Origin of the sequence: Algibacter lectus (genome assembly GCF_004368925.1) — a bacterium.
Taxonomy (GTDB): Bacteria; Bacteroidota; Bacteroidia; order Flavobacteriales; family Flavobacteriaceae; genus Algibacter; species Algibacter lectus.
The window spans coordinates 207,052-225,764 of sequence record NZ_SORL01000008.1; the positions used below are offsets into that span (position 1 = coordinate 207,052).

The 18,713-nt window shown below is 33.5% G+C and carries 18 protein-coding genes; 14 read left to right on the plus strand and 4 right to left on the minus strand.

Annotation, left to right across the window (positions count from 1 at the left end):
- Position 1 precedes the first annotated feature (1 nt).
- The 6 genes from DFQ06_RS09350 (at position 2) to DFQ06_RS09375 (ending at position 6,789) form a co-directional block, all read left to right on the plus strand.
- Positions 2-1,795, plus strand: a complete 1,794-nt coding sequence (locus DFQ06_RS09350; RefSeq protein ID WP_083415733.1) for a chloride channel protein — start codon at positions 2-4, stop codon at positions 1,793-1,795.
- Positions 1,796-1,940: 145 nt separating this feature from the next.
- A complete protein-coding gene (locus DFQ06_RS09355; protein ID WP_042496494.1) occupies positions 1,941-3,728 on the plus strand; it encodes a chloride channel protein in 1,788 nt (595 codons plus the stop codon).
- A 34-nt stretch (positions 3,729-3,762) separates the two neighbouring features.
- Positions 3,763-3,999, plus strand: a complete 237-nt coding sequence (locus DFQ06_RS09360; protein WP_042502521.1) for a hypothetical protein — start codon at positions 3,763-3,765, stop codon at positions 3,997-3,999.
- Between the two features lie 89 nt (positions 4,000-4,088).
- Positions 4,089-5,126 carry an aldo/keto reductase gene (locus DFQ06_RS09365; RefSeq protein ID WP_133967404.1) on the plus strand — a complete coding sequence of 346 codons (1,038 nt, stop codon included), beginning with the start codon at positions 4,089-4,091 and terminating at the stop codon, positions 5,124-5,126.
- 415 nt (positions 5,127-5,541) lie between these two features.
- The gene (locus DFQ06_RS09370; RefSeq protein WP_074936894.1) at positions 5,542-5,994 is read left to right on the plus strand and encodes a hypothetical protein; all 453 of its coding nucleotides are present in this window, start codon (positions 5,542-5,544) and stop codon (positions 5,992-5,994) included.
- Between the two features lie 204 nt (positions 5,995-6,198).
- Positions 6,199-6,789, plus strand: coding sequence for a DUF6515 family protein (locus DFQ06_RS09375; protein WP_133967406.1), 591 nt, complete (start codon positions 6,199-6,201; stop codon positions 6,787-6,789).
- Positions 6,790-6,821: 32 nt separating this feature from the next.
- Here the strand turns inward: DFQ06_RS09375 and DFQ06_RS09380 are convergent, their stop codons facing one another.
- The 3 genes from DFQ06_RS09380 to DFQ06_RS09390 all read right to left on the minus strand — a co-directional run bounded on the left by DFQ06_RS09380 (position 6,822) and on the right by DFQ06_RS09390 (position 9,687).
- Positions 6,822-7,208: a hypothetical protein gene (locus tag DFQ06_RS09380; protein WP_074936892.1), complete on the minus strand. Its 387-nt coding sequence runs from the start codon at positions 7,206-7,208 to the stop codon at positions 6,822-6,824.
- Between the two features lie 284 nt (positions 7,209-7,492).
- On the minus strand, positions 7,493-9,040 hold the full coding sequence (locus DFQ06_RS09385; RefSeq protein WP_042502514.1) for an Rne/Rng family ribonuclease: 1,548 nt from the start codon (positions 9,038-9,040) through the stop codon (positions 7,493-7,495).
- Positions 9,041-9,396: 356 nt separating this feature from the next.
- Entirely contained in the window at positions 9,397-9,687 is a 291-nt protein-coding gene (locus tag DFQ06_RS09390; protein ID WP_042496479.1) for an HU family DNA-binding protein, read from the minus strand.
- A 138-nt stretch (positions 9,688-9,825) separates the two neighbouring features.
- Between DFQ06_RS09390 and mutY the strand changes: the two genes are divergently transcribed.
- The 4 genes from mutY (at position 9,826) to gldD (ending at position 13,413) form a co-directional block, all read left to right on the plus strand.
- Positions 9,826-10,866 carry an A/G-specific adenine glycosylase gene (gene mutY, locus DFQ06_RS09395; RefSeq protein ID WP_133967408.1) on the plus strand — a complete coding sequence of 347 codons (1,041 nt, stop codon included), beginning with the start codon at positions 9,826-9,828 and terminating at the stop codon, positions 10,864-10,866.
- Positions 10,867-11,021: 155 nt separating this feature from the next.
- Positions 11,022-11,471, plus strand: a complete 450-nt coding sequence (locus DFQ06_RS09400; protein ID WP_074936888.1) for a single-stranded DNA-binding protein — start codon at positions 11,022-11,024, stop codon at positions 11,469-11,471.
- Between the two features lie 53 nt (positions 11,472-11,524).
- Entirely contained in the window at positions 11,525-12,829 is a 1,305-nt protein-coding gene (locus DFQ06_RS09405; RefSeq protein ID WP_042502511.1) for a gliding motility-associated protein GldE, read from the plus strand.
- A 2-nt stretch (positions 12,830-12,831) separates the two neighbouring features.
- Positions 12,832-13,413, plus strand: coding sequence for a gliding motility lipoprotein GldD (gene gldD, locus DFQ06_RS09410; RefSeq protein ID WP_042502509.1), 582 nt, complete (start codon positions 12,832-12,834; stop codon positions 13,411-13,413).
- A gap of 58 nt (positions 13,414-13,471) precedes the next feature.
- Here the strand turns inward: gldD and DFQ06_RS09415 are convergent, their stop codons facing one another.
- Positions 13,472-13,975: a heavy-metal-associated domain-containing protein gene (locus DFQ06_RS09415; protein ID WP_235833517.1), complete on the minus strand. Its 504-nt coding sequence runs from the start codon at positions 13,973-13,975 to the stop codon at positions 13,472-13,474.
- Between the two features lie 189 nt (positions 13,976-14,164).
- Between DFQ06_RS09415 and DFQ06_RS09420 the strand changes: the two genes are divergently transcribed.
- From DFQ06_RS09420 to DFQ06_RS09435, 4 genes are all read left to right on the plus strand, one after another.
- Entirely contained in the window at positions 14,165-14,617 is a 453-nt protein-coding gene (locus tag DFQ06_RS09420; protein ID WP_133967412.1) for a DUF4199 domain-containing protein, read from the plus strand.
- Between the two features lie 98 nt (positions 14,618-14,715).
- Positions 14,716-15,351 (plus strand): 50S ribosomal protein L21, encoded by a 636-nt coding sequence (gene rplU, locus DFQ06_RS09425; RefSeq protein ID WP_074936883.1) that lies wholly within the window; start codon positions 14,716-14,718, stop codon positions 15,349-15,351.
- A gap of 41 nt (positions 15,352-15,392) precedes the next feature.
- Positions 15,393-15,653 carry a 50S ribosomal protein L27 gene (gene rpmA / locus DFQ06_RS09430; protein ID WP_074936881.1) on the plus strand — a complete coding sequence of 87 codons (261 nt, stop codon included), beginning with the start codon at positions 15,393-15,395 and terminating at the stop codon, positions 15,651-15,653.
- Between the two features lie 216 nt (positions 15,654-15,869).
- Positions 15,870-18,713: a TonB-dependent receptor gene (locus DFQ06_RS09435; protein ID WP_174564430.1), complete on the plus strand. Its 2,844-nt coding sequence runs from the start codon at positions 15,870-15,872 to the stop codon at positions 18,711-18,713.

The window sequence follows — 18,713 nt, forward strand, 5'->3', positions numbered from 1 at the left end:
AATGCCTAAACAAACCGTTTTAAAACAGATACTTATTTGGAGAGCTAAGCATATTTCCAAAAAGCAATTCGTATACCTATTAAGTATCATTATAGGTTTTACCGCAGGTATGGGAGCGGTTGTTTTAAAGAATTTAACCCATTTTATTCAGCATTTATTAGAGGCTAAACTAATAAAACACTACCATCACGCCTTCTATTTCCTATTTCCTATTCTAGGTTTAACCTTAGTGTATTTAGGTATAAAATATATTATAAGAAACAAGGTAAGTCACGGTATTCCTTCTACGCTTTACGCTATTTCAAAACGTAAGGCAATCATGAAACCTTTTCAAATGTTTGGCTCTATTTTAACCGCGCCACTAACCGTTGGTTTTGGTGGGTCGGTAGGACTGGAAGGGCCAACCGTTGCAACAGGCGCAGCATTAGGCTCAAACATTGCCAGAATGTTCCATATGAACCAAACCACAAGAACACTACTTGTAGGTTGTGCTGCTGCTGGCGCCATGAGTTCTATTTTTAAAGCTCCCATTGCGGCTATTATTTTTGCAATAGAAGTGTTTAGTTTAGATTTAACTATTGCGTCAATGCTACCATTATTATTAGCTTCTCTTTCGGCAATTTTAACTTCTCAATTTTTCTTTGGAGACGATGTAATTTTACCATTTAGAATTGAAGATAAATTCTACCTTTCCGACGCACCATTTTACATCCTTTTAGGGGTTATAGCTGCTTTTATTTCTATTTACTTTACTGAAGTTTATGATCGCATCCAAAAACTTTTCGATTCTTTAAAATCGCCTATTAAAAAACTAATAGTTGGTGGTACCGGTATTGGTTTGCTAGTTTATTTAATTCCGCCATTATACGGTGAAGGGTTCGATGTAATTAACAACCTCATTGTTGGAACTCCCGAAAAAGCTCTCGAGAATAACATATTTGGTTTAGACCTATCAAATATCTGGAATGTTGTTGTTCTCCTTATAGCTCTTATGCTTTTTAAAATTGTTGCTAGTGCGCTTACTTTTGGAGCTGGTGGTGTTGGTGGTATTTTTGCTCCAACCTTATTTATGGGTAGCATTATGGGGTTTTGTTTATCTAAAATCATCAATCATAGTGGTTTATTAAACTCACCGCTTTCCGAAAGTAATTTCACCTTAGTTGGTATGGCCGGACTTTTAGCTGGAGTATTACATGCGCCACTTACAGCAATATTTTTAATTGCAGAACTTACAGGAGGTTATGAACTTTTTGTACCGCTAATGTTAACATCGACCATATCTTTCAGTATTACAAAATACTTTAAACCACACTCTGTTTACAACATGGAATTAGGTCGAAAAGGAGAATTAATAACTCACGATAAAGATCATGCAGTTCTAACTTTAATGGACATTGATAGAGTTATTGAAACCAACTTTACGGTTTTATACCCAACAATGACTTTAGAAGAAATTATTCAAAAGGCTGTAAAAAAATCAAAACGAAATATTTACCCCGTTATTAACAAGGAAAGCAAAAAACTCGTAGGCATTATTTTACTAGATGATTTACGCTCAATTATGTTCGATCAATCCCTTTATAAAGAAGTTACCGCTTCAGACTTAATGCAAAAACCGCCAGAAGTTATTAATTTAGATAAGGATAAAATGACCGATATTATGAAGAAATTCCAAGACAGTAGCGCATGGAATTTACCGGTTAAAAAAGATGGAAAATATTATGGTTTCATTACAAAATCAAAACTTTTAACATCATACAGACGTCAATTAATTAATTTACAAGCCGAATCTTAAATCTAATTTTTTATTCAAAACTTAAAATTTGTCCGATAATATCATGTAATGCCAAAAAAATTATTGAAATTCGTGTATTGGTGTCAAAAAATGTAAATACAAACCATGATGAATAAATGATACAGACGTTTAGTAATTTTTAATCATGCCTACAACTACTAAAAAAAGACTACGTAAATTTTTAATTTGGAAATACAAACATGTTTCCGAACCTCAATTTGTATATATTCTTAGTATTCTAGCTGGTTTTTTAGCCGGAATGGGCACAGTTGTACTTAAAAACCTCACACACTACATCCGTTTACTTTTTGAGTACGAAACGTTCAAAAATCACCACCACGCGCTCTATTTTATTTTTCCTATCATTGGGTTACTACTTGTGTATATTATAAAACAAACTTGGCTAAAAAAGCATATTGGCCACGGTATATCTTCAACACTACATGCTATTTCAAAGTTAAATGGCATTATACCGAGATATAATATCTACGCATCATTAATAACAGCACCGTTAACAGCTGGTTTTGGTGGTTCGGTAGGTCTACAAGGCCCTGCAGTTAGTGTGGGTTCTGCGCTAGGGTCCAATGCCGCTCGCCTGTTTCATATGAGCAGTAAAACAAGATTACTACTCATTGGCTGCGCTGCTACGGGAGCTATGGCATCTATGTTTAAAGCCCCAATTGCGGCCATTGTATTTGCTGTAGAAATTTTTAGTTTAGACATTGCTTTCACATCACTCGTTCCTTTATTACTCGCGTCAGTTTCAGCTGTATTAACATCGTATATGTTTTTAGGAACCGATGTTTTACTTCGTTTTGAACTAACTGATAAATTTGAAATTAAAGACATCGGTTTTTATGTACTTCTTGGTTTAGTAACCGCCATAGCATCAGTATATTTTTCTAAAGTTTTTTTCGCGATTACTAACTTTTTTAAACAGTTTGAAAGTAGAGCGGTCCGCCTTATCATTGGTGGTTTAGCCATAGGTACCATGTTGTATTTTATTCCGCCATTATACGGTGAAGGTTATGGGTTAATGAACAACTTATTAAAAGGCGACCATTTGGCTGCTATTGGCAGAACACCTTTTGATTTAGACCTCTCGAATATATGGATTGTTATAGCCCTACTTATTGGTATTTCAATATTTAAAGCCATTGCCATGACAACGACTTTTGGAGCCGGTGGTGTTGGCGGTGTGTTTATCCCAACATTAGTTATGGGTAGTGCTTTAGGAAATGCTTTTGCCAAAATTATTAATAATATCGGACTCGGATTTCACGTTTCAGAATCTAATTTTACGCTTATCGGAATGACAGGTTTAATGGCAGGTGTACTACACGCACCACTTACAGCTATTTTCCTTATTGCTGAAATTACGAGTGGTTATGAGCTTTTTGTACCATTAATGCTTGTTTCTGCTATATCTTTCAGCTTTACAAAATATTTTATTTCGCATTCTATCTACACATTGAAATTAGCTGAACGTGGCGAATTAATGACTCATGATAAAGACCAAAATGTACTTATGGTTTTAGATATCGATAAAGTTATTGAAACTAATTTTATAACGCTGAAGCCAGAAATGAAATTGGGAGATATCCTGAATAATGCAGTAGCAAAATCTTCTAGAAACCATTTTCCGGTGGTTAATGACGAACATGAATTTCTTGGTGTGATTAGACTAGATGATGTACGACATATTATGTTTAATTCTGATTTATATGAAACCGTAACAGCCGAAAGCCTTATGCATGCAGATGCCGGAATTATAGATTACGATGCCGATAACATGAACACCATAATGGAGAAATTTAAAACCAGTGGTGCCTGGAATTTACCAGTTATTAAAAAAGGTAAATACTTTGGATATATTTCTAAATCTAAACTTTTAACCGCATACAGACAACAGCTTATAAAATTCACAAAATAACGCTGTTCACCATAAAAAAAGAATAAATTAAAGCATGAAATACCTTATCACAATATTAACCATAGCGGCATTTACCAGTATTCTTCTCGGTTTTTTTTTAGAAGTAGATTACGCTCAAAAACTTATAGGTTTTGGGGTTACCGGACTCTTCTTGGTTGTTTTCCCTATATTTTCATACTACAGATGGAAAGATAAAGACCCTAAAGATTATATGCTTACTAAGGAGAATTTAGAAAAAATGAACGCATCGCAACGCGACAAAAAATCTTAAATCCCGAAGATTTTATTAAGATAAACATAGGCTAACTACCTCCGTTTCATCTTTAAATTCTCAAATTAAATTCACTCTTAAAACAACACATGAAATACACAACACTTCCAAATACAGATATAAAAGTTAGTAAAATATGTTTAGGTTCCATGACATGGGGAAACCAAAACAGTGAAGCTGAAGGTCATTCACAATTGGATTTCGCATTAGAACAAGGTGTAAATTTTATTGACACAGCCGAACTTTATCCTGTTCCTGCAACAGCTGATACACAAGGCAGAACTAGTACAATTATTGGCACTTGGTTGAAAAAAACTGGACACAGAGAGAAAGTAATTTTAGCGTCTAAAATTGCAGGTGTTGGCGATTACACAGCTCACATTCGTACAACTGGTTTTAGTCCGGAATCTATTCACAATGCCGTTAATGGTGAATTAAAACGCTTACAAACCGACTATATAGATTTGTTTCAATTACATTGGCCAGAAAGACAAACAAATTACTTTGGAACACGCGACTACAAACACAATCTGGACGATGCTTGGGAAGATAATTTTAATGAGATTTTAAATACTTTAGATAGGATTATCAAATCTGGTAAAATTCGTTATATCGGTATGTCCAACGAAAAAGCCTGGGGAGCCATGCGTTACCTAACAGAATCTAAAATTAATAACTTGCCCAGAATGGCAACCATACAAAATGCCTATTCCTTAATAAACCGTGTTTTTGAAGGTGACATGGCAGAAGTTTCAATACGCGAAAACTTAGGCTTACTAGCCTATTCACCTATGGCATTTGGAGTGCTATCTGGTAAATACATAAAGGGAACCGAAGCTAAAAATTCTCGACTTAACCTATTCCCTAGATTTGCAAGATACAGCAGTCCGCAAGCTACCGAAGCCACAAAATGCTACTTAAAAATAGCAGAAGACAACAATATGTCGCTTGCAGAAATGTCGCTTGCCTTTGTTAATCAACGTCCGTTTCTTACTAGTAATATTATTGGAGCAACGAATCTAGAGCAATTAAAAGAAAATATAAACACTATTAACATCACTTTAAGCGAAGATATTTTAGAGCAAATAAACGCTGTACATGCAGAGATACCAAATCCCGCCCCGTAAAAAACAATTCCTTTTTATAAACAACTGACTTAGAAAAACAGATTTTATCTTTATTTAAAATGAATATAAAAAACAATTTTGAATGACAATTATGTAGTGTTTTATACTTATTTCCAATAAATTAACAACCGTTTAAACACAGTACCAGATTTCACGTTAGCCAATGCGTTTCAACATTAAAACACTAATTACAGTTGCCGTTATATTGCTTTTAGTAAGCTCCTATTCTATATATCACGAATACCTTGAGACAAGCAGGATATTGCGACTTACAACTGCTATTAGTTTTTTTATTTTATTTCTTATAAATAAAGGCTATAAATACTACAAACTTCTGTTTGCTTTTTTATGTTTTGTAGTTTCTGATGTCTTTATGCTATTCTATGAAAACATTGTACTGAACAAACTCACATCCATGGTAACTGTAATAGGTTATGTTACCCTAATTAGCTATATAATAAAAAAGGTACAGGTAAAAAACCTTAATAAATATGTTATTAGTTTTTTTGTTGCTTTAATTCTTTTTAATGTTTACAAACTATACGACATTATTCACACTATTAAATACGTGCTTTTAGATCATGTTCAAGAAATGTTACTCTATATGTACGGAGCCTCATTAATAACCATGTGTGCGTTATCTGTTAATCATAATTTTAAAGAAAACACTAAGCGATCTATGTATTTCATGCTTGCAACATTTAGCTTAGCACTATCAGATCTTTGTGCTTTTACAGGCTACTACCACAAGATCTATTCAGTTTACTACGCAGATCGAGCTTTTTACATCTTAGCTCTATATTTTATTGTTCGCCACACGCATCAACTCTCACAGAAGGGAGACGAACCTATATTTTTCGTAGAATAATAAGCCTCTTCAACTTTTATTCGAGTAAAAAACATAACAACTTAAAAAGCACTTTATTTCACTAACAGACAAACAAATAAGCCACAAAAACAGCTAATAATACAATATCCTTATGTGATAAAGAAATGTTAAACTCGATATAACGATTAAACACTAGAGTTTTTATATGGTCTAAATGGTATTAATAACATTAAAAAAAATATCATGAAGACTATATTAAAAACAACAATTGCCCTTTTATTAGTATTAGGTTTTTCAGCAACAAGTGTCGCACAAAACAATAAAAAAAACACAAAAAGAACAACTGTTACTAAAACCGTAACAAAAACAACAACCAAGGCAAAGCCTATTTCACGAAGTAAAGTCACTTACAAAACACCTACAAGAAAAGTAGTATCGGTTAGAAGTATACCAAAATCTTCTGTAGCCATAAAGCACAATGGTGTTTCTATATACTATACAAACAATAAGTTTTTTAGATTAAATGGTGGCCGTTATTTGCCAGTTGTACCAAGTGTTGGTTTTCAAATAAGAACACTTCCAGTAGGCTACAAAAGAGTTAATTTTAACAACCGAAGTTATTATGCACACAACGGTATTTATTTTGTGAAGGTAAATAACAACTATGAAGTCATTACTCCAGAAATTGGAACTGTAGTTTACGAACTACCTGAAGATGTTGAAAAAGTAACTATCGATGGTGCTAGATATTACGAATTTAACAATGTGCTTTACGAAAAAATACAAGTAGATGGCACAAGAGCTTACGAGGTTATTGGCTTTGTTGAAAACTAATTAACCGTTTTTTTATACGGCGTAAAAGGAACTTATTCGTCTAAAAACTCGAAGCCTTCTAGCCAACTTACAGCAGCCTCGTGCGTAGAAAACACTTTGTATTTATACTTTTTATTTCTAGCAATTGCACCATAAAGCGTGCTTATTGCGGCAGTTGCGGGGCTGTTTATTACAACAGCGCTTACTACTATAGTGTAGCATTTTAAAGACTCTGTTTTTACTTTATTAAAGGATTTTAATGCTTTGTATGAAAATGAAAAGGTAGCGTCTCTAGCATCGACCATGGTTCTTAATTGCCTTGGGTAACTTGTTTTCTCTTGAAAAGATTTTAAGTAACCAACGATGTCGTGCATACTAACATCGTCTTTAAATTGAGTTTCTAGAATCTTTAATTCTTCGTTATAAACGGAATGTATCATGCGAGGTTAAGTTTGTAAGATTTCGTTTTTTTTGGGGTCTGCAAAGGTATACATTAAAGATTATTATATTTAACATGATTACCGTAAAGTACTAAAAATTAACGAAACGCAACTAATTTAGTCGACAAACTGCGTTAGGGATTGGAGCATTGTTGGAGCTCTTTTTGTGTGGTTGCACCTATGCAACACAAAAAAGCGACTGCGGAAAGCCCGACCCTTGTGGTAACGCCCAAAATATATTGCATAAAAAAACCCTTACTAGATATTAGTAAGGGTTTTTTATATTATTTAATTTGATTACCATCTTCATCGAAAAAATGGTATTCTAGATACGTGTAAGCATCTCTTGGTAAAATTTTAACCCATTTTTTGTGTTCAAAAAACCATTTTGAACGCATAGATGGAAAGCCCTTGGTAATAAAGGCTGCTATAAAAGGATGTGTGTTTAAAGTCAACTTTTTATAGTCTTTTTTAATAAGTCTTTCTAGGTCGTGAGTAATTTTTTCCACGATACCTATTGGTGCTTCTACCTCGGAACCATTAATTATTACGTCGGGATTTTCCTCTCGTGTTTTAATGTTCATTTCTGGCCGAACGCGTTGTCTCGTTATTTGTATTAGTCCAAATTTACTTGGTGGCAATATTTTGTGTTTTGCCCTGTCATCCTTCATTTCGTCACGTAAGTGATTGAAGAGTTTTTGCCTGTTTTCAGCATTGGTCATGTCTATAAAATCGACTACAATTATGCCTCCCATATCGCGTAAACGCAATTGGCGAGCCATTTCGGTAGCTGCGATTAAGTTAACCTCTAGCGCTGTGTCTTCTTGACTGTTGGCTTTATTAGATCGGTTTCCGCTGTTTACATCTATAACGTGTAGGGCTTCGGTATGTTCTATTACCAAATAGGCGCCTTTTGCCATAGATACGGTTTTACCAAACGATGTTTTAATTTGTCGTTCGATGCCGAATTTTTCGAAAATCGGGGTTTTGGACTGGTGCAATTTAACGATTGATTCTTTTTTAGGTGCAATTTCTTGCAAATAGTCTTTAATTTGATCGAAAAGCGTTTCATCATCCACGGTAATTCCTGTAAAGGTGTCGTTGAATATATCTCGTAAAATTGATGAGGCTTTATTCATTTCGCCCAATACTTTACTGGGGTGTTGTGCTTTCGGTAATTTTTTACACATTGCGGTCCAACGACCTAACAATGTTTGTAAATCTTTATCCAGTTCGGCTACTTTTTTGCCTTGTGCTACTGTACGAACAATAATACCAAAACCCGGAGGGGTTATGCTTTTTACCAATCGTTTTAATCGATCTTTTTCTTCACGGTCTTCTATTTTTTGAGAAATAGAAATACGGTTTGAGAAAGGAACTAAAACGATATATCTACCAGCAATAGAAAGCTCTGAGCTTATTCTAGGGCCTTTTGTAGATATTGGTTCTTTTACTATTTGTACTAATAGCGATTGGTTTGATTTTAAGGCATCGACAATTTTACCGTCTTTATCGATGTCTTTTTCAAATGGGAAATTTTTTAAAGAAAAATCTTTAAGTTTACCTGTGCTTACACGTTTTGTGAATTTTAAAAGTGAAGGTAGTTTTGGCCCTAAATCGTGATAATGCAAAAATGCATCTTTCTCGTAACCTACATTAACAAATGAGGCATTTAGACCAGGAACCGTTTTTCTTATTTTGGCAATAAACACATCGCCAACCGAAAAATTGTTACCATCTTCATCTTTCTGTAATTCAATAAGTTTTCCATCTTTTAATAAGGCAAAATCAACATGCTCGGAACTAGATCGAATAATCAATTCTTTATCCATTTTGTTAATTTTTATCCACCTCGAAAAAACCGAGACAGATGGATTATACAATATTTTGGTTTGGTAAATTGCTTCACCAAACTCACAGGATTTTTTAATAAATCTGTGGAGTCCATTATTTTTAATTGAATGAACTCATTTCAAAGAACTTTGTTTGTTTTTTAAAACCAAAAAAAGTAGCTAATCTAACTACTTTTTTGATTTATTTTTTCTTCTTGTGACGGTTAGCGCGTCTACGTTTTTTACGTTTGTGAGTTGCTACCTTATGTCTCTTACGTTTTTTACCACTTGGCATAAATAGAGTGTTTTAAAATTAATAATTCTGTAATACTGAAGCGATTCCAGTACTTGTGTTTTTATTTTACGTCTACATTTGTTTTAACGCCTTCTACAAATACTTTTGCAGGCTTAAATGCAGGGATGTTGTGTGCAGGTATTTTAATGGTAGTATTTTTTGAAATATTTCTACCTGTTTTTTCTGCTCTAGTTTTTATGATAAAGCTACCAAAACCTCTTAAATATACATTATCTCCACCTTCTAAAGAAGTTTTTACCTCTTCCATGAATGTTTCAACAGTTGCTTGAACATCTCCTTTTTCAATTCCTAACTTCTCAGAAATTTTTGCTACTATATCAGCCTTTGTCATTATTGCTATTATTTTTAATGTTACTATAAATTCTAAAAGGGATGCAAATATAGGAATTAAATTTTCAATATTTCAAACCTAATTCATTAAAATTTAAGATTATAAACGTTTATTTTTGCAGCCGCTATAAATTCGATTATGATATTCTCAAAAATTTTAATTAACTGGTACTCAATAAATAAGAGAGAACTACCATGGCGAAAAACTACAAACCCTTTTTACATTTGGCTATCTGAAATAATTTTACAGCAAACTCAGGTTAAGCAAGGGTTACCTTATTATGACGCTTTTACCGCTAAATACCCTACCGTTTTCGATTTAGCAAACGCAAATGAAGACGATGTTTTAAAACTTTGGCAAGGCTTAGGATACTACTCTAGAGCCAGAAATTTGCACGCTACAGCGAAACATGTAGCAACCAACTTAAATGGCAATTTCCCAAACACCTATAAAGAACTCTTAAAACTAAAAGGTGTTGGCGATTATACCGCAAGCGCTATAGCTTCTATTTGCTTTAACGAAGTTGAGGCTGTAGTAGATGGTAATGTTTACAGAGTACTATCTCGCTATTTTGGTGTTTCGACACCTATAAACTCCAGTAAAGGCGCAAAAGAATTTAAATTACTTGCACAAAAATTAATAGACAAGAAGCAGCCTGCAGAATTCAACCAAGCTATTATGGAGTTTGGTGCTACGCAATGCAAACCAAAAAACCCAGATTGTAGTGTATGTCCTTTTAGTAAAGGCTGCATTGCTTTTAATAAAAATTTAATTGGCGAGTTACCAGTAAAAATTAAATCGGCCAAGGCTAAAAAAAAGCATTTCAATTTTTTAGTTTTTATTTCTGAAGATGAGCAAACTATTTTACAACAGCGCCAAGGCAAAGGCATCTGGCAAAATTTATATCAATTCCCTTTAGTTGAAACGGAAAGTACTGTAGATCCAAAAAGCTTTAAAAGCTTAATAAAAACACACGAATTACTCGCAAATCAACAATTTGAATTACTCCTATATAATAAGGAGGCTATTGTGCACAAATTATCGCACCAACATCTTTACACTCAATTTTGGATTGTTAATGTTGGAAAACTCCCTATAAATGGTATTCCTATGGAAAACATTCGCGATTTTGCTGTCCCTATTTTAATTGGTGACTTTATTGAAGCTTTTAATTTTTAACTAATTAATACACACAAACAATATTTTTTTATTAATTTTAGAAAAAGGAATAGAAAATACTTTTTTGCAAAAATTACGATCTACTTCGGTTGATTTTAAATAAAGATAAATAGGAATTATTTATCTATTTTTGCTTTCTCTTAAAACAAGAAATTATGTCTGGAACATTAAATAAGGTTATGCTAATTGGGCATTTGGGCGACGAAGTAAAAATGCACTACTTTGAAGGTGGCGGCTGTGTTGGTCGTTTTCCTTTAGCAACTAACGAAACCTATGTTAGCAAGCAAACCAATGAGCGCGTTACTAACACCGACTGGCATAATATTGTTGTAAGAAATAAAGGCGCAGAAATTTGCGAAAAATATTTAAGCAAAGGCGATAAAGTATATATCGAAGGCCGTTTGAAAACCAGAAAATGGCAAGACGAAAAGGGTAACGATAGATACTCTACCGAAATACAATGCAGTGATTTCACTTTTCTTTCAACTAAAAAAGAAAGTGAAAGCAATGCTAACAACGCAGCAACACAACAAAAACCTGCTGCAGCTAGTCCGCAACCAGCAAGTAAACCTATTGAAGACGCCGATGACGACTTACCATTTTAATTTTATTCTCGATGCTTTTTCGAGAACCCTGTGTTTAACTAAAACTCAAGCTCTTGGATCCTGACCCCACAAGTTTAATCAGTTTATTTGTAGCAATAGATTTTTCTGTTGCCTTAGGATACTTATTATTATTTTTACTTTTATTTTGCTCTGCACTTATTTCTGGAGCCGAAGTCGCTTTATTTTCATTATCAAAATCTGATATTGAAGCCGATTTGGAAGCGAAATCTAAACGTATTCAAATTATTTTACAACTTCTTGAACGTCCAAAAAAACTATTAGCCACTATTTTAGTTGCCAATAATTTTATAAATATTGCAGTTGTTATTTTATTCGCCTACCTAAGCAGTAGTTTATTTGAAGGCATAACAAACCCCGTTTTAAAATTCACTTTAGAAGTTATCATTGTAACCTTCTTAATTTTATTATTTGGCGAGATTTTACCAAAAATTTATGCCAGCAGAAACAACTTAAAATTCGCCAGCTTTATGGCTTATCCGTTAAGAGTTCTAGATGTTTTGCTTTCACCTATTAGTTTACCTATGCGCAGTGTAACATTAGCCATACACAGTAAATTAGGTAGGCAGAAATCGAATTTAAGTATAGATCAATTATCGCAAGCTCTAGAACTTACTAGCGAAGAAGATACTACTAAAGAAGAACAACGCATTCTACAAGGTATTGTATCTTTTGGAAATACAGACACCAAACAAGCCATGCGGCCTAGAATAGATATTTTCGCTCTTAATATTGATCAAAAATACGTGGATATTATGCCAGAAATTGTAGAAAACGGCTATTCTAGAATTCCTGTTTACCAAGATAATATAGATAATATAAAAGGCATCCTTTATGTTAAAGATTTACTACCTTTTATAGACAGAAAACAATTTGATTGGGCTACCTTAATCCGTGAGCCATTTTTTGTTCCTGAAAATAAAAAGCTAGATGATTTGATGGCGGAATTTCAGGAGAAAAAAGTCCATTTAGCCGTTGTTGTAGATGAATACGGTGGAACTTCGGGTTTAATTTCTTTAGAAGATATTATTGAAGAAATAGTTGGAGATATTAGTGATGAGTTTGACGATGAAGATTTAAAATACTCCAAACTAGATGATAATAATTACGTTTTTGAAGGCAAAACAGCTTTAAAAGATTTTTATAAAATTATTAAAATTGAAGATGAAACTATTTTTGAAGACCATAAAGGTGAAGCAGAAACAGTTGCCGGCTTTGTTTTAGAGATTTCAAGAAGTTTTCCGAAGCTCAACAGTAAAATAAATTTTAAAAATTACGTTTTCACTATTGAGGCTTTAGATAAAAAAAGAATAAGACTCGTTAAGTTTACAATAACATAATTATGAAAAAGTTTTACGCGTTTTTTTTAGCCATAGCGTGCTTATCTTGTAATGAAGATTACATACCAAAACCCAAAGCTTTTTTAAGCTTAGAGTATCCTGAACCAAATTATTCTAATACACACTTAGAGGCGCTACCTTTTACGTTTGAAACAAATGCTTTAGCTGAACAAATTAAAGTAAAACCACTACGTGCTTCAACGGAAAGTTATGGTCTAAACATTGAATATTCAACATTAAAAGGCACCATTTTTTTAACTTATAAAGCTATTGAAAAGGATAAAAACAACTTGGTTGATTTTATTGAAGACGCACAAAAACTAACACTGGAGCACACCAAAAAAGCTGATGAAATCCCCGCTTATCCATATGAAAACAACGACCGAAAGGTTTACGGCTTATTTTCTGAAGTAAAAGGAAACGTTGCCTCCCCCGCGCAGTTTTACATTACAGATAGTATCAATCATTTCTTAACAGCTTCACTTTATTTTAAAACAAAACCTAATTACGACTCCATACTTCCAGCAGCTCACTATTTACAAAATGACATGAAACGCATTATGGAAAGTATAAAATGGAAATAAAAAAAACGCTTCAGTTTAAAAAAACAAAGCGTTTAAAATATATTACTTAGTAAAAGTGTTAAGCTTTTTTAGCACAACAAGCTTCTTTACAATCGGCAGCGCAACTCATTTTCCCTCCTTCTTTTAAACCTGCAGTACAACAAGATTTTTCACATCCTGGCTCACATGCTTTTGCAGTTTCTTTTCCTGCTGAAAAAGCATCTACAGTCTTCATATCTTTTACGCTATAAATATCAGCAACACTTGTTACTGTTTTTGTAAGAGATTCTGGAGAAACTTTAGCTTCATCATATTCTACCATTGCTAATTTTTTATCAAAATCAACTTTAGAAGATTTTACACCTTCCATTTTTGCTATTTTTTTCTCAATAGTAGCAGCACACCCCATAGCACAAGTCATACCTTCAATAGTAAATTCTGCTTTAGCATAAGTTGCGTTTGGATCTAATTGAGCTACAGCCTCACTAGCGTGTTCAACTGTTTTAACTTCAGCTTTAGCTTCATTTTTACAACTAAATGCAAAAATAGTAACCACTACAAGCATTAAAATATTCTTTATCATTTTCATAACTAGTTTTTTAAGTTTATGGAATAACAAAATTACTAAATCCTTGTTATTTAGAGCATAGAATTGAGATTTTTTATGATTCTTATAACAGACTGATTACAATATTTACAGTCAAAAAACATTTAAATATTATGATAAATCACAAATTTTCACGAAATTGAAAAGAACTAAACTATAAAAACCATGAAAAAAATATCGCTCTCACTTAGATTCGGACTCGTAACAAGTGCTGTATTAATTGCATATTTCTTGGTGTTGGGACTATTCGATTTACACAAAAATCCTTTATTTAGCTTATTCAATTCTGTAATTACTGGTTTTGGCATATATGAAGTAATACGACTGAGTAAGCTACAAAACATTAACAGTTTTAGTTATGGTGAAGGTTTTAAAACAGGAGTATTCACTGGGGTTATAGCAACTTTAATTTTTACAACTTTTTTTTTAATTTACTCTACAGAAATAGATCTAAATTATTTACCCGAACTCACAAATTCCATGAACGGGAACTTCAACATTAATGCGGGTTTAATCACATTTATAGTTGCTGTAATGGGTTTAGCAACAACAGTAGTTTCAGCCTTTGTAATCATGCAACGCTTTAAAATAAGCCGAAATATGCCTGAAAAAGAATAAATCGTTTGTAAATTAATTAATTAGCAGTATATTTGCACCCGCTTATGGACAAAATAAGCACATTTTATAAACAAATTAATTAATAAAAACGTTACGCTATGTACGCAATTGTAGAGATAGCAGGGCATCAATTTAAAGTTGAAAAAGACCAAAGAGTTTTTGTTAACCGTTTAGCAACAGAAGAAGGTAAGGAAGTTTCTTTCGATAACGTTCTTTTAATTGCAGATGGTGACAATGTAACTGTAGGCGCCCCAGCTATAGATGGAGCACAAGTAAGTGCTAAAATCTTAAGACACCTTAAAGGCAATAAAGTTATTGTTTTCAAAAAGAAAAGACGTAAAGGTTACCGTGTAAAAAATGGTCACCGTCAATCTTTAACGGAAATCGTAATTGAAAGTATTGCTAGTTCTGGAGCAAAAAAAGCTGCACCAGTAAAAAAGGCAGAACCAAAAACCGAAGCTAAGCCAGCTGCTAAAAAAGCCAAAGGTAAAGCAGACGACTTGAAAAAAGTTGAAGGTATTGGACCAAAAATCGCTGAAACTTTAGCTGCTGCAGGAATTGCAACATTTGCTGAATTAGCAAAAACTGAAGCTTCAAAAATTTCTGAAATCATCGCTGATGTTCGTGGTAACCACGTAACTGACACATGGCCAGCACAAGCTCAATTAGCTGCTGATGGTAAATGGGATGAGTTGAAAAAATGGCAAGACGAATTAGATGGTGGTAAAGCTTAATTGCTAAATCACTTAAGTATAACAATATAAAACCTTAGATCATGGCTCATAAAAAAGGAGTTGGTAGTTCGAAGAATGGTAGAGAATCAGAATCGAAACGTTTAGGCGTTAAGATATTTGGTGGACAAGCTGCTATTGCTGGTAACATTATCATAAGACAACGTGGTAACACGCATCACCCAGGTGAAAACGTATACCAAGGAAAAGATCACACTTTACATGCTAAAGTTGACGGTCTAGTAAAATTTACTAAGAAAAAAGATAACAAATCTTACGTTTCTATCGAAGCTTTCGAAGCTTAGAAACTAACTTTCTTAATAAAATTAAAACCCTTTCTGTTTCCAGAAAGGGTTTTTGCGTTGACAAAAATTAATATTTTCTAAATGTTTTTTTAATGTTAACTACAGATTAAACTAAAGTATTTTCTTCTACACAGTTAACGTTAATTTAAAAAAAGCATAATCCAATTTCATTCTCATTTTTATTATTTCGTCGAGACAAAATAACTAACAATAATCATGAGAAAAAACAATGCAATTTTAATAATAACACTACTACTTTCGTTGACAGGAATATCACAAGAAGGTAATATTCAAGGTGTTATTACAGATAGCGATGGATTAAAAGTACCTTTTAGTAATATTATAATTGAATCTTTAAAAAAGGGAACAATTTCCGATGTTGACGGAAACTTTACACTTGTTGGAGTTCCTGCTGGTAACCAAACCGTAACAGTAAAATATATTGGCTATGATGATAGTAGCGCGGAAGTTAATGTAAAACCAAACGCAACTTCAACTTTGAACTTCACTATTACTCCAAAAGCATTAGAACTAGATGGCGTAACTATTACAAGCTATGTAAGCGGACAAGCAAAAGCGCTTAATGCACAGAAAAACAAACAAAACATCACCAATGTAGTCTCTACAGATCAAATTGGTAAATTTCCAGATGCCAACATCGGAGACGCTATAAAACGTATTCCAGGCATTACTATGCAAGTAGACCAAGGAGAAGCTAGAAACATTATTGTTCGTGGTTTAGCGCCACAATTAAACTCTGTAACTTTAAATGGCAGCCGTATACCTTCCGCCGAGGGTGACAACCGAAATGTACAAATGGATTTAATTCCAGCAGACATGATTCAGCTTATAGAAGTTAGCAAAGCAGTAACACCAGATATGGATGCCGATGCTTTAGGTGGTTCGGTAAACTTAGTAACCCGAACGTCTCCAGAAGGTTTTCGAGTTTCAGCTACAGCCGGATCGGGTGTTAACTACATCTCGAATAAAAAAATACTTAATGGTTCTTTTTTAATAGGAAATAGAAGTAATAACGGAAAGTTTGGATGGATGCTTTCTGCTTCGGTTAACGACAACGATTTTGGAAGTCATAATTTTGAAGCCGAATGGGAAGATGAATTCGAATATAACGCAAATGATGACGAAGATAATTTAGAGGAGGTAAACGTTAATCCTTATGCAAAAACCTTTGAAATTAGAGATTATATTGTACAACGTACACGACGTAGTTTTTCGGCTAACTTAGATTATAAGCTTGATCAAAATAATAGTATTTATTTTAAATCTATTTACAATTGGAGAGATGATCGTGAAAATAGATTTAGGTTAGAGCACGAAATTCTAGACGGCGAAGATATTGCTTCAGGCGATTTTACTGTAGATTCTAGTGGTAACTTAAGTATGTTCCCTATAGAAGCAAAACGCCAAACTAAAGGTGGTATTAACAACGATAGAAACCAAAACACCAGATTAGAAGATCAACGCATGCAAAACTACAATATTGGCGGTGCACACTTAATTAACAAACTACAAATAGATTGGATGGCAGCTTACTCTAAAGCTTCTGAAGAGCGTTTAAACGAGCGCTACCTAGAATACGAAAGTGAGTATACCATTAACTACAACAACGACTCTAGACACCCTCTATTTACTCCCGTTGACAATAACGATGCCCTTTACAATAGCTTTGAATTTGGTGAATTAACCGAAGAAAACCAATACACCGAAGAAAAAGACTTTAACGTTGTGGCGAATTTCAAGTTACCTTTAAACTTATTTGACGATAATAACGGATCATTAAAATTTGGTGTAAAAACAAGATTGAAAAATAAAAACAGAGATAACGATTTTATTGAATATAGCCCAGAAGACTCAAGCTTCGATCTATTAGGAGGTATCCCAACTAGAGATTACAGTAATCCAGATTTTTTAGCAGGCAATCAATATGCTATCGGGTCTTTTGCAACTACCGAATTTCTTGGACAATTAAATCTAAACGACGCTACTTTATTTGAAGCTGAAGACTTACCAGAAGAATACCTAACAGCAAACTTTGACGTCGACGAAAATGTATTTTCTGGTTACGCCATGACAAGCCAACAAGTAAGCGATAAATTAAACATTTTACTTGGTATTAGATTAGAGCACACCAGTATTAACAGCACAGGTAACGAAATTATTTTTGATGAAGATGGTGATTTTGAAGGAAACAATAGTGTTACAGATAAAAACTCGTACACCAATGTTTTACCTGGTTTACATTTAAAATACGACTTAACAAAACAAACCGTTCTACGTTTTGCATGGACCAATACTTTGGCAAGACCAAACTATATTGACCTTGTTCCGTTTAGAGAAATAAACAATGAAGATGAAGAAATTAAGTTAGGAAACTCAGAACTAGATCCAACAACATCTATGAATTTTGATGTTATGGCAGAACATTATTTTAAATCTGTCGGTATTATTTCTGGAGGTGTTTTCTACAAAGATATTCAAGATTTTATTTATGTTTTTCAATATGAAGATGAAAATGAATACGAAGTTTACCAACCTTTCAATGGAGACCAAGCTTCTATTTTAGGATTTGAATTTGCGTTCCAACGTCAGTTGGATTTCTTACCAAGTTTTGCAAGAAACTTAAGTGTTTACTTAAATTACACCCATTTATCATCTAGCGCAGATGGCATTAGAAATGAAGATGGCGAAGAACGTACAGATTTAGATTTACCAAATACAGCGCCAAATATGTTTAACGCATCGTTAGCATATGCAGACAAAAAATTTAACGCTAGGCTTTCTGGTAATTATTCAGGAGCTTATGTAGATGAAATTGGCGGTCGTGCTTTTGAAGACCGTTATTACGACAAACAATTTTTCTTAGATTTTAACGCTGGTTATAAATTCAACAAAAATCTAAGTATTTACGTAAGTTTAAATAACATAACAAACCAGGCTTTACGTTATTATCAAGGTGAAAAATCGAGAACTATGCAGTCTGAGTCTTATGGACAACGCTTAGCTTTTGGCTTAAAATACGATCTATTTAAAAGAAACTAA

Bases quoted from the DNA above. Each gene is read 5' to 3' on its own strand.
- DFQ06_RS09400 (WP_074936888.1), top strand. From the start codon at position 11,022: ATGTCTGGAACATTAAATAAGGTTATGCTAATTGGGCATTTGGGCGAC.
- DFQ06_RS09370 (WP_074936894.1), top strand. From the start codon at position 5,542: ATGGTAACTGTAATAGGTTATGTTACCCTAATTAGCTATATAATAAAA.
- rpmA (WP_074936881.1), top strand. From the start codon at position 15,393: ATGGCTCATAAAAAAGGAGTTGGTAGTTCGAAGAATGGTAGAGAATCA.
- mutY (WP_133967408.1), top strand. From the start codon at position 9,826: ATGATATTCTCAAAAATTTTAATTAACTGGTACTCAATAAATAAGAGA.
- DFQ06_RS09415 (WP_235833517.1), bottom strand. From the start codon at position 13,975: ATGATAAAGAATATTTTAATGCTTGTAGTGGTTACTATTTTTGCATTT.
- DFQ06_RS09350 (WP_083415733.1), top strand. From the start codon at position 2: ATGCCTAAACAAACCGTTTTAAAACAGATACTTATTTGGAGAGCTAAG.
- DFQ06_RS09355 (WP_042496494.1), top strand. From the start codon at position 1,941: ATGCCTACAACTACTAAAAAAAGACTACGTAAATTTTTAATTTGGAAA.
- DFQ06_RS09420 (WP_133967412.1), top strand. From the start codon at position 14,165: ATGAAAAAAATATCGCTCTCACTTAGATTCGGACTCGTAACAAGTGCT.
- DFQ06_RS09375 (WP_133967406.1), top strand. From the start codon at position 6,199: ATGAAGACTATATTAAAAACAACAATTGCCCTTTTATTAGTATTAGGT.
- DFQ06_RS09360 (WP_042502521.1), top strand. From the start codon at position 3,763: ATGAAATACCTTATCACAATATTAACCATAGCGGCATTTACCAGTATT.
- DFQ06_RS09365 (WP_133967404.1), top strand. From the start codon at position 4,089: ATGAAATACACAACACTTCCAAATACAGATATAAAAGTTAGTAAAATA.
- DFQ06_RS09385 (WP_042502514.1), bottom strand. From the start codon at position 9,040: ATGGATAAAGAATTGATTATTCGATCTAGTTCCGAGCATGTTGATTTT.
- DFQ06_RS09390 (WP_042496479.1), bottom strand. From the start codon at position 9,687: ATGACAAAGGCTGATATAGTAGCAAAAATTTCTGAGAAGTTAGGAATT.
- DFQ06_RS09435 (WP_174564430.1), top strand. From the start codon at position 15,870: ATGAGAAAAAACAATGCAATTTTAATAATAACACTACTACTTTCGTTG.
- DFQ06_RS09380 (WP_074936892.1), bottom strand. From the start codon at position 7,208: ATGATACATTCCGTTTATAACGAAGAATTAAAGATTCTAGAAACTCAA.
- rplU (WP_074936883.1), top strand. From the start codon at position 14,716: ATGTACGCAATTGTAGAGATAGCAGGGCATCAATTTAAAGTTGAAAAA.
- gldD (WP_042502509.1), top strand. From the start codon at position 12,832: ATGAAAAAGTTTTACGCGTTTTTTTTAGCCATAGCGTGCTTATCTTGT.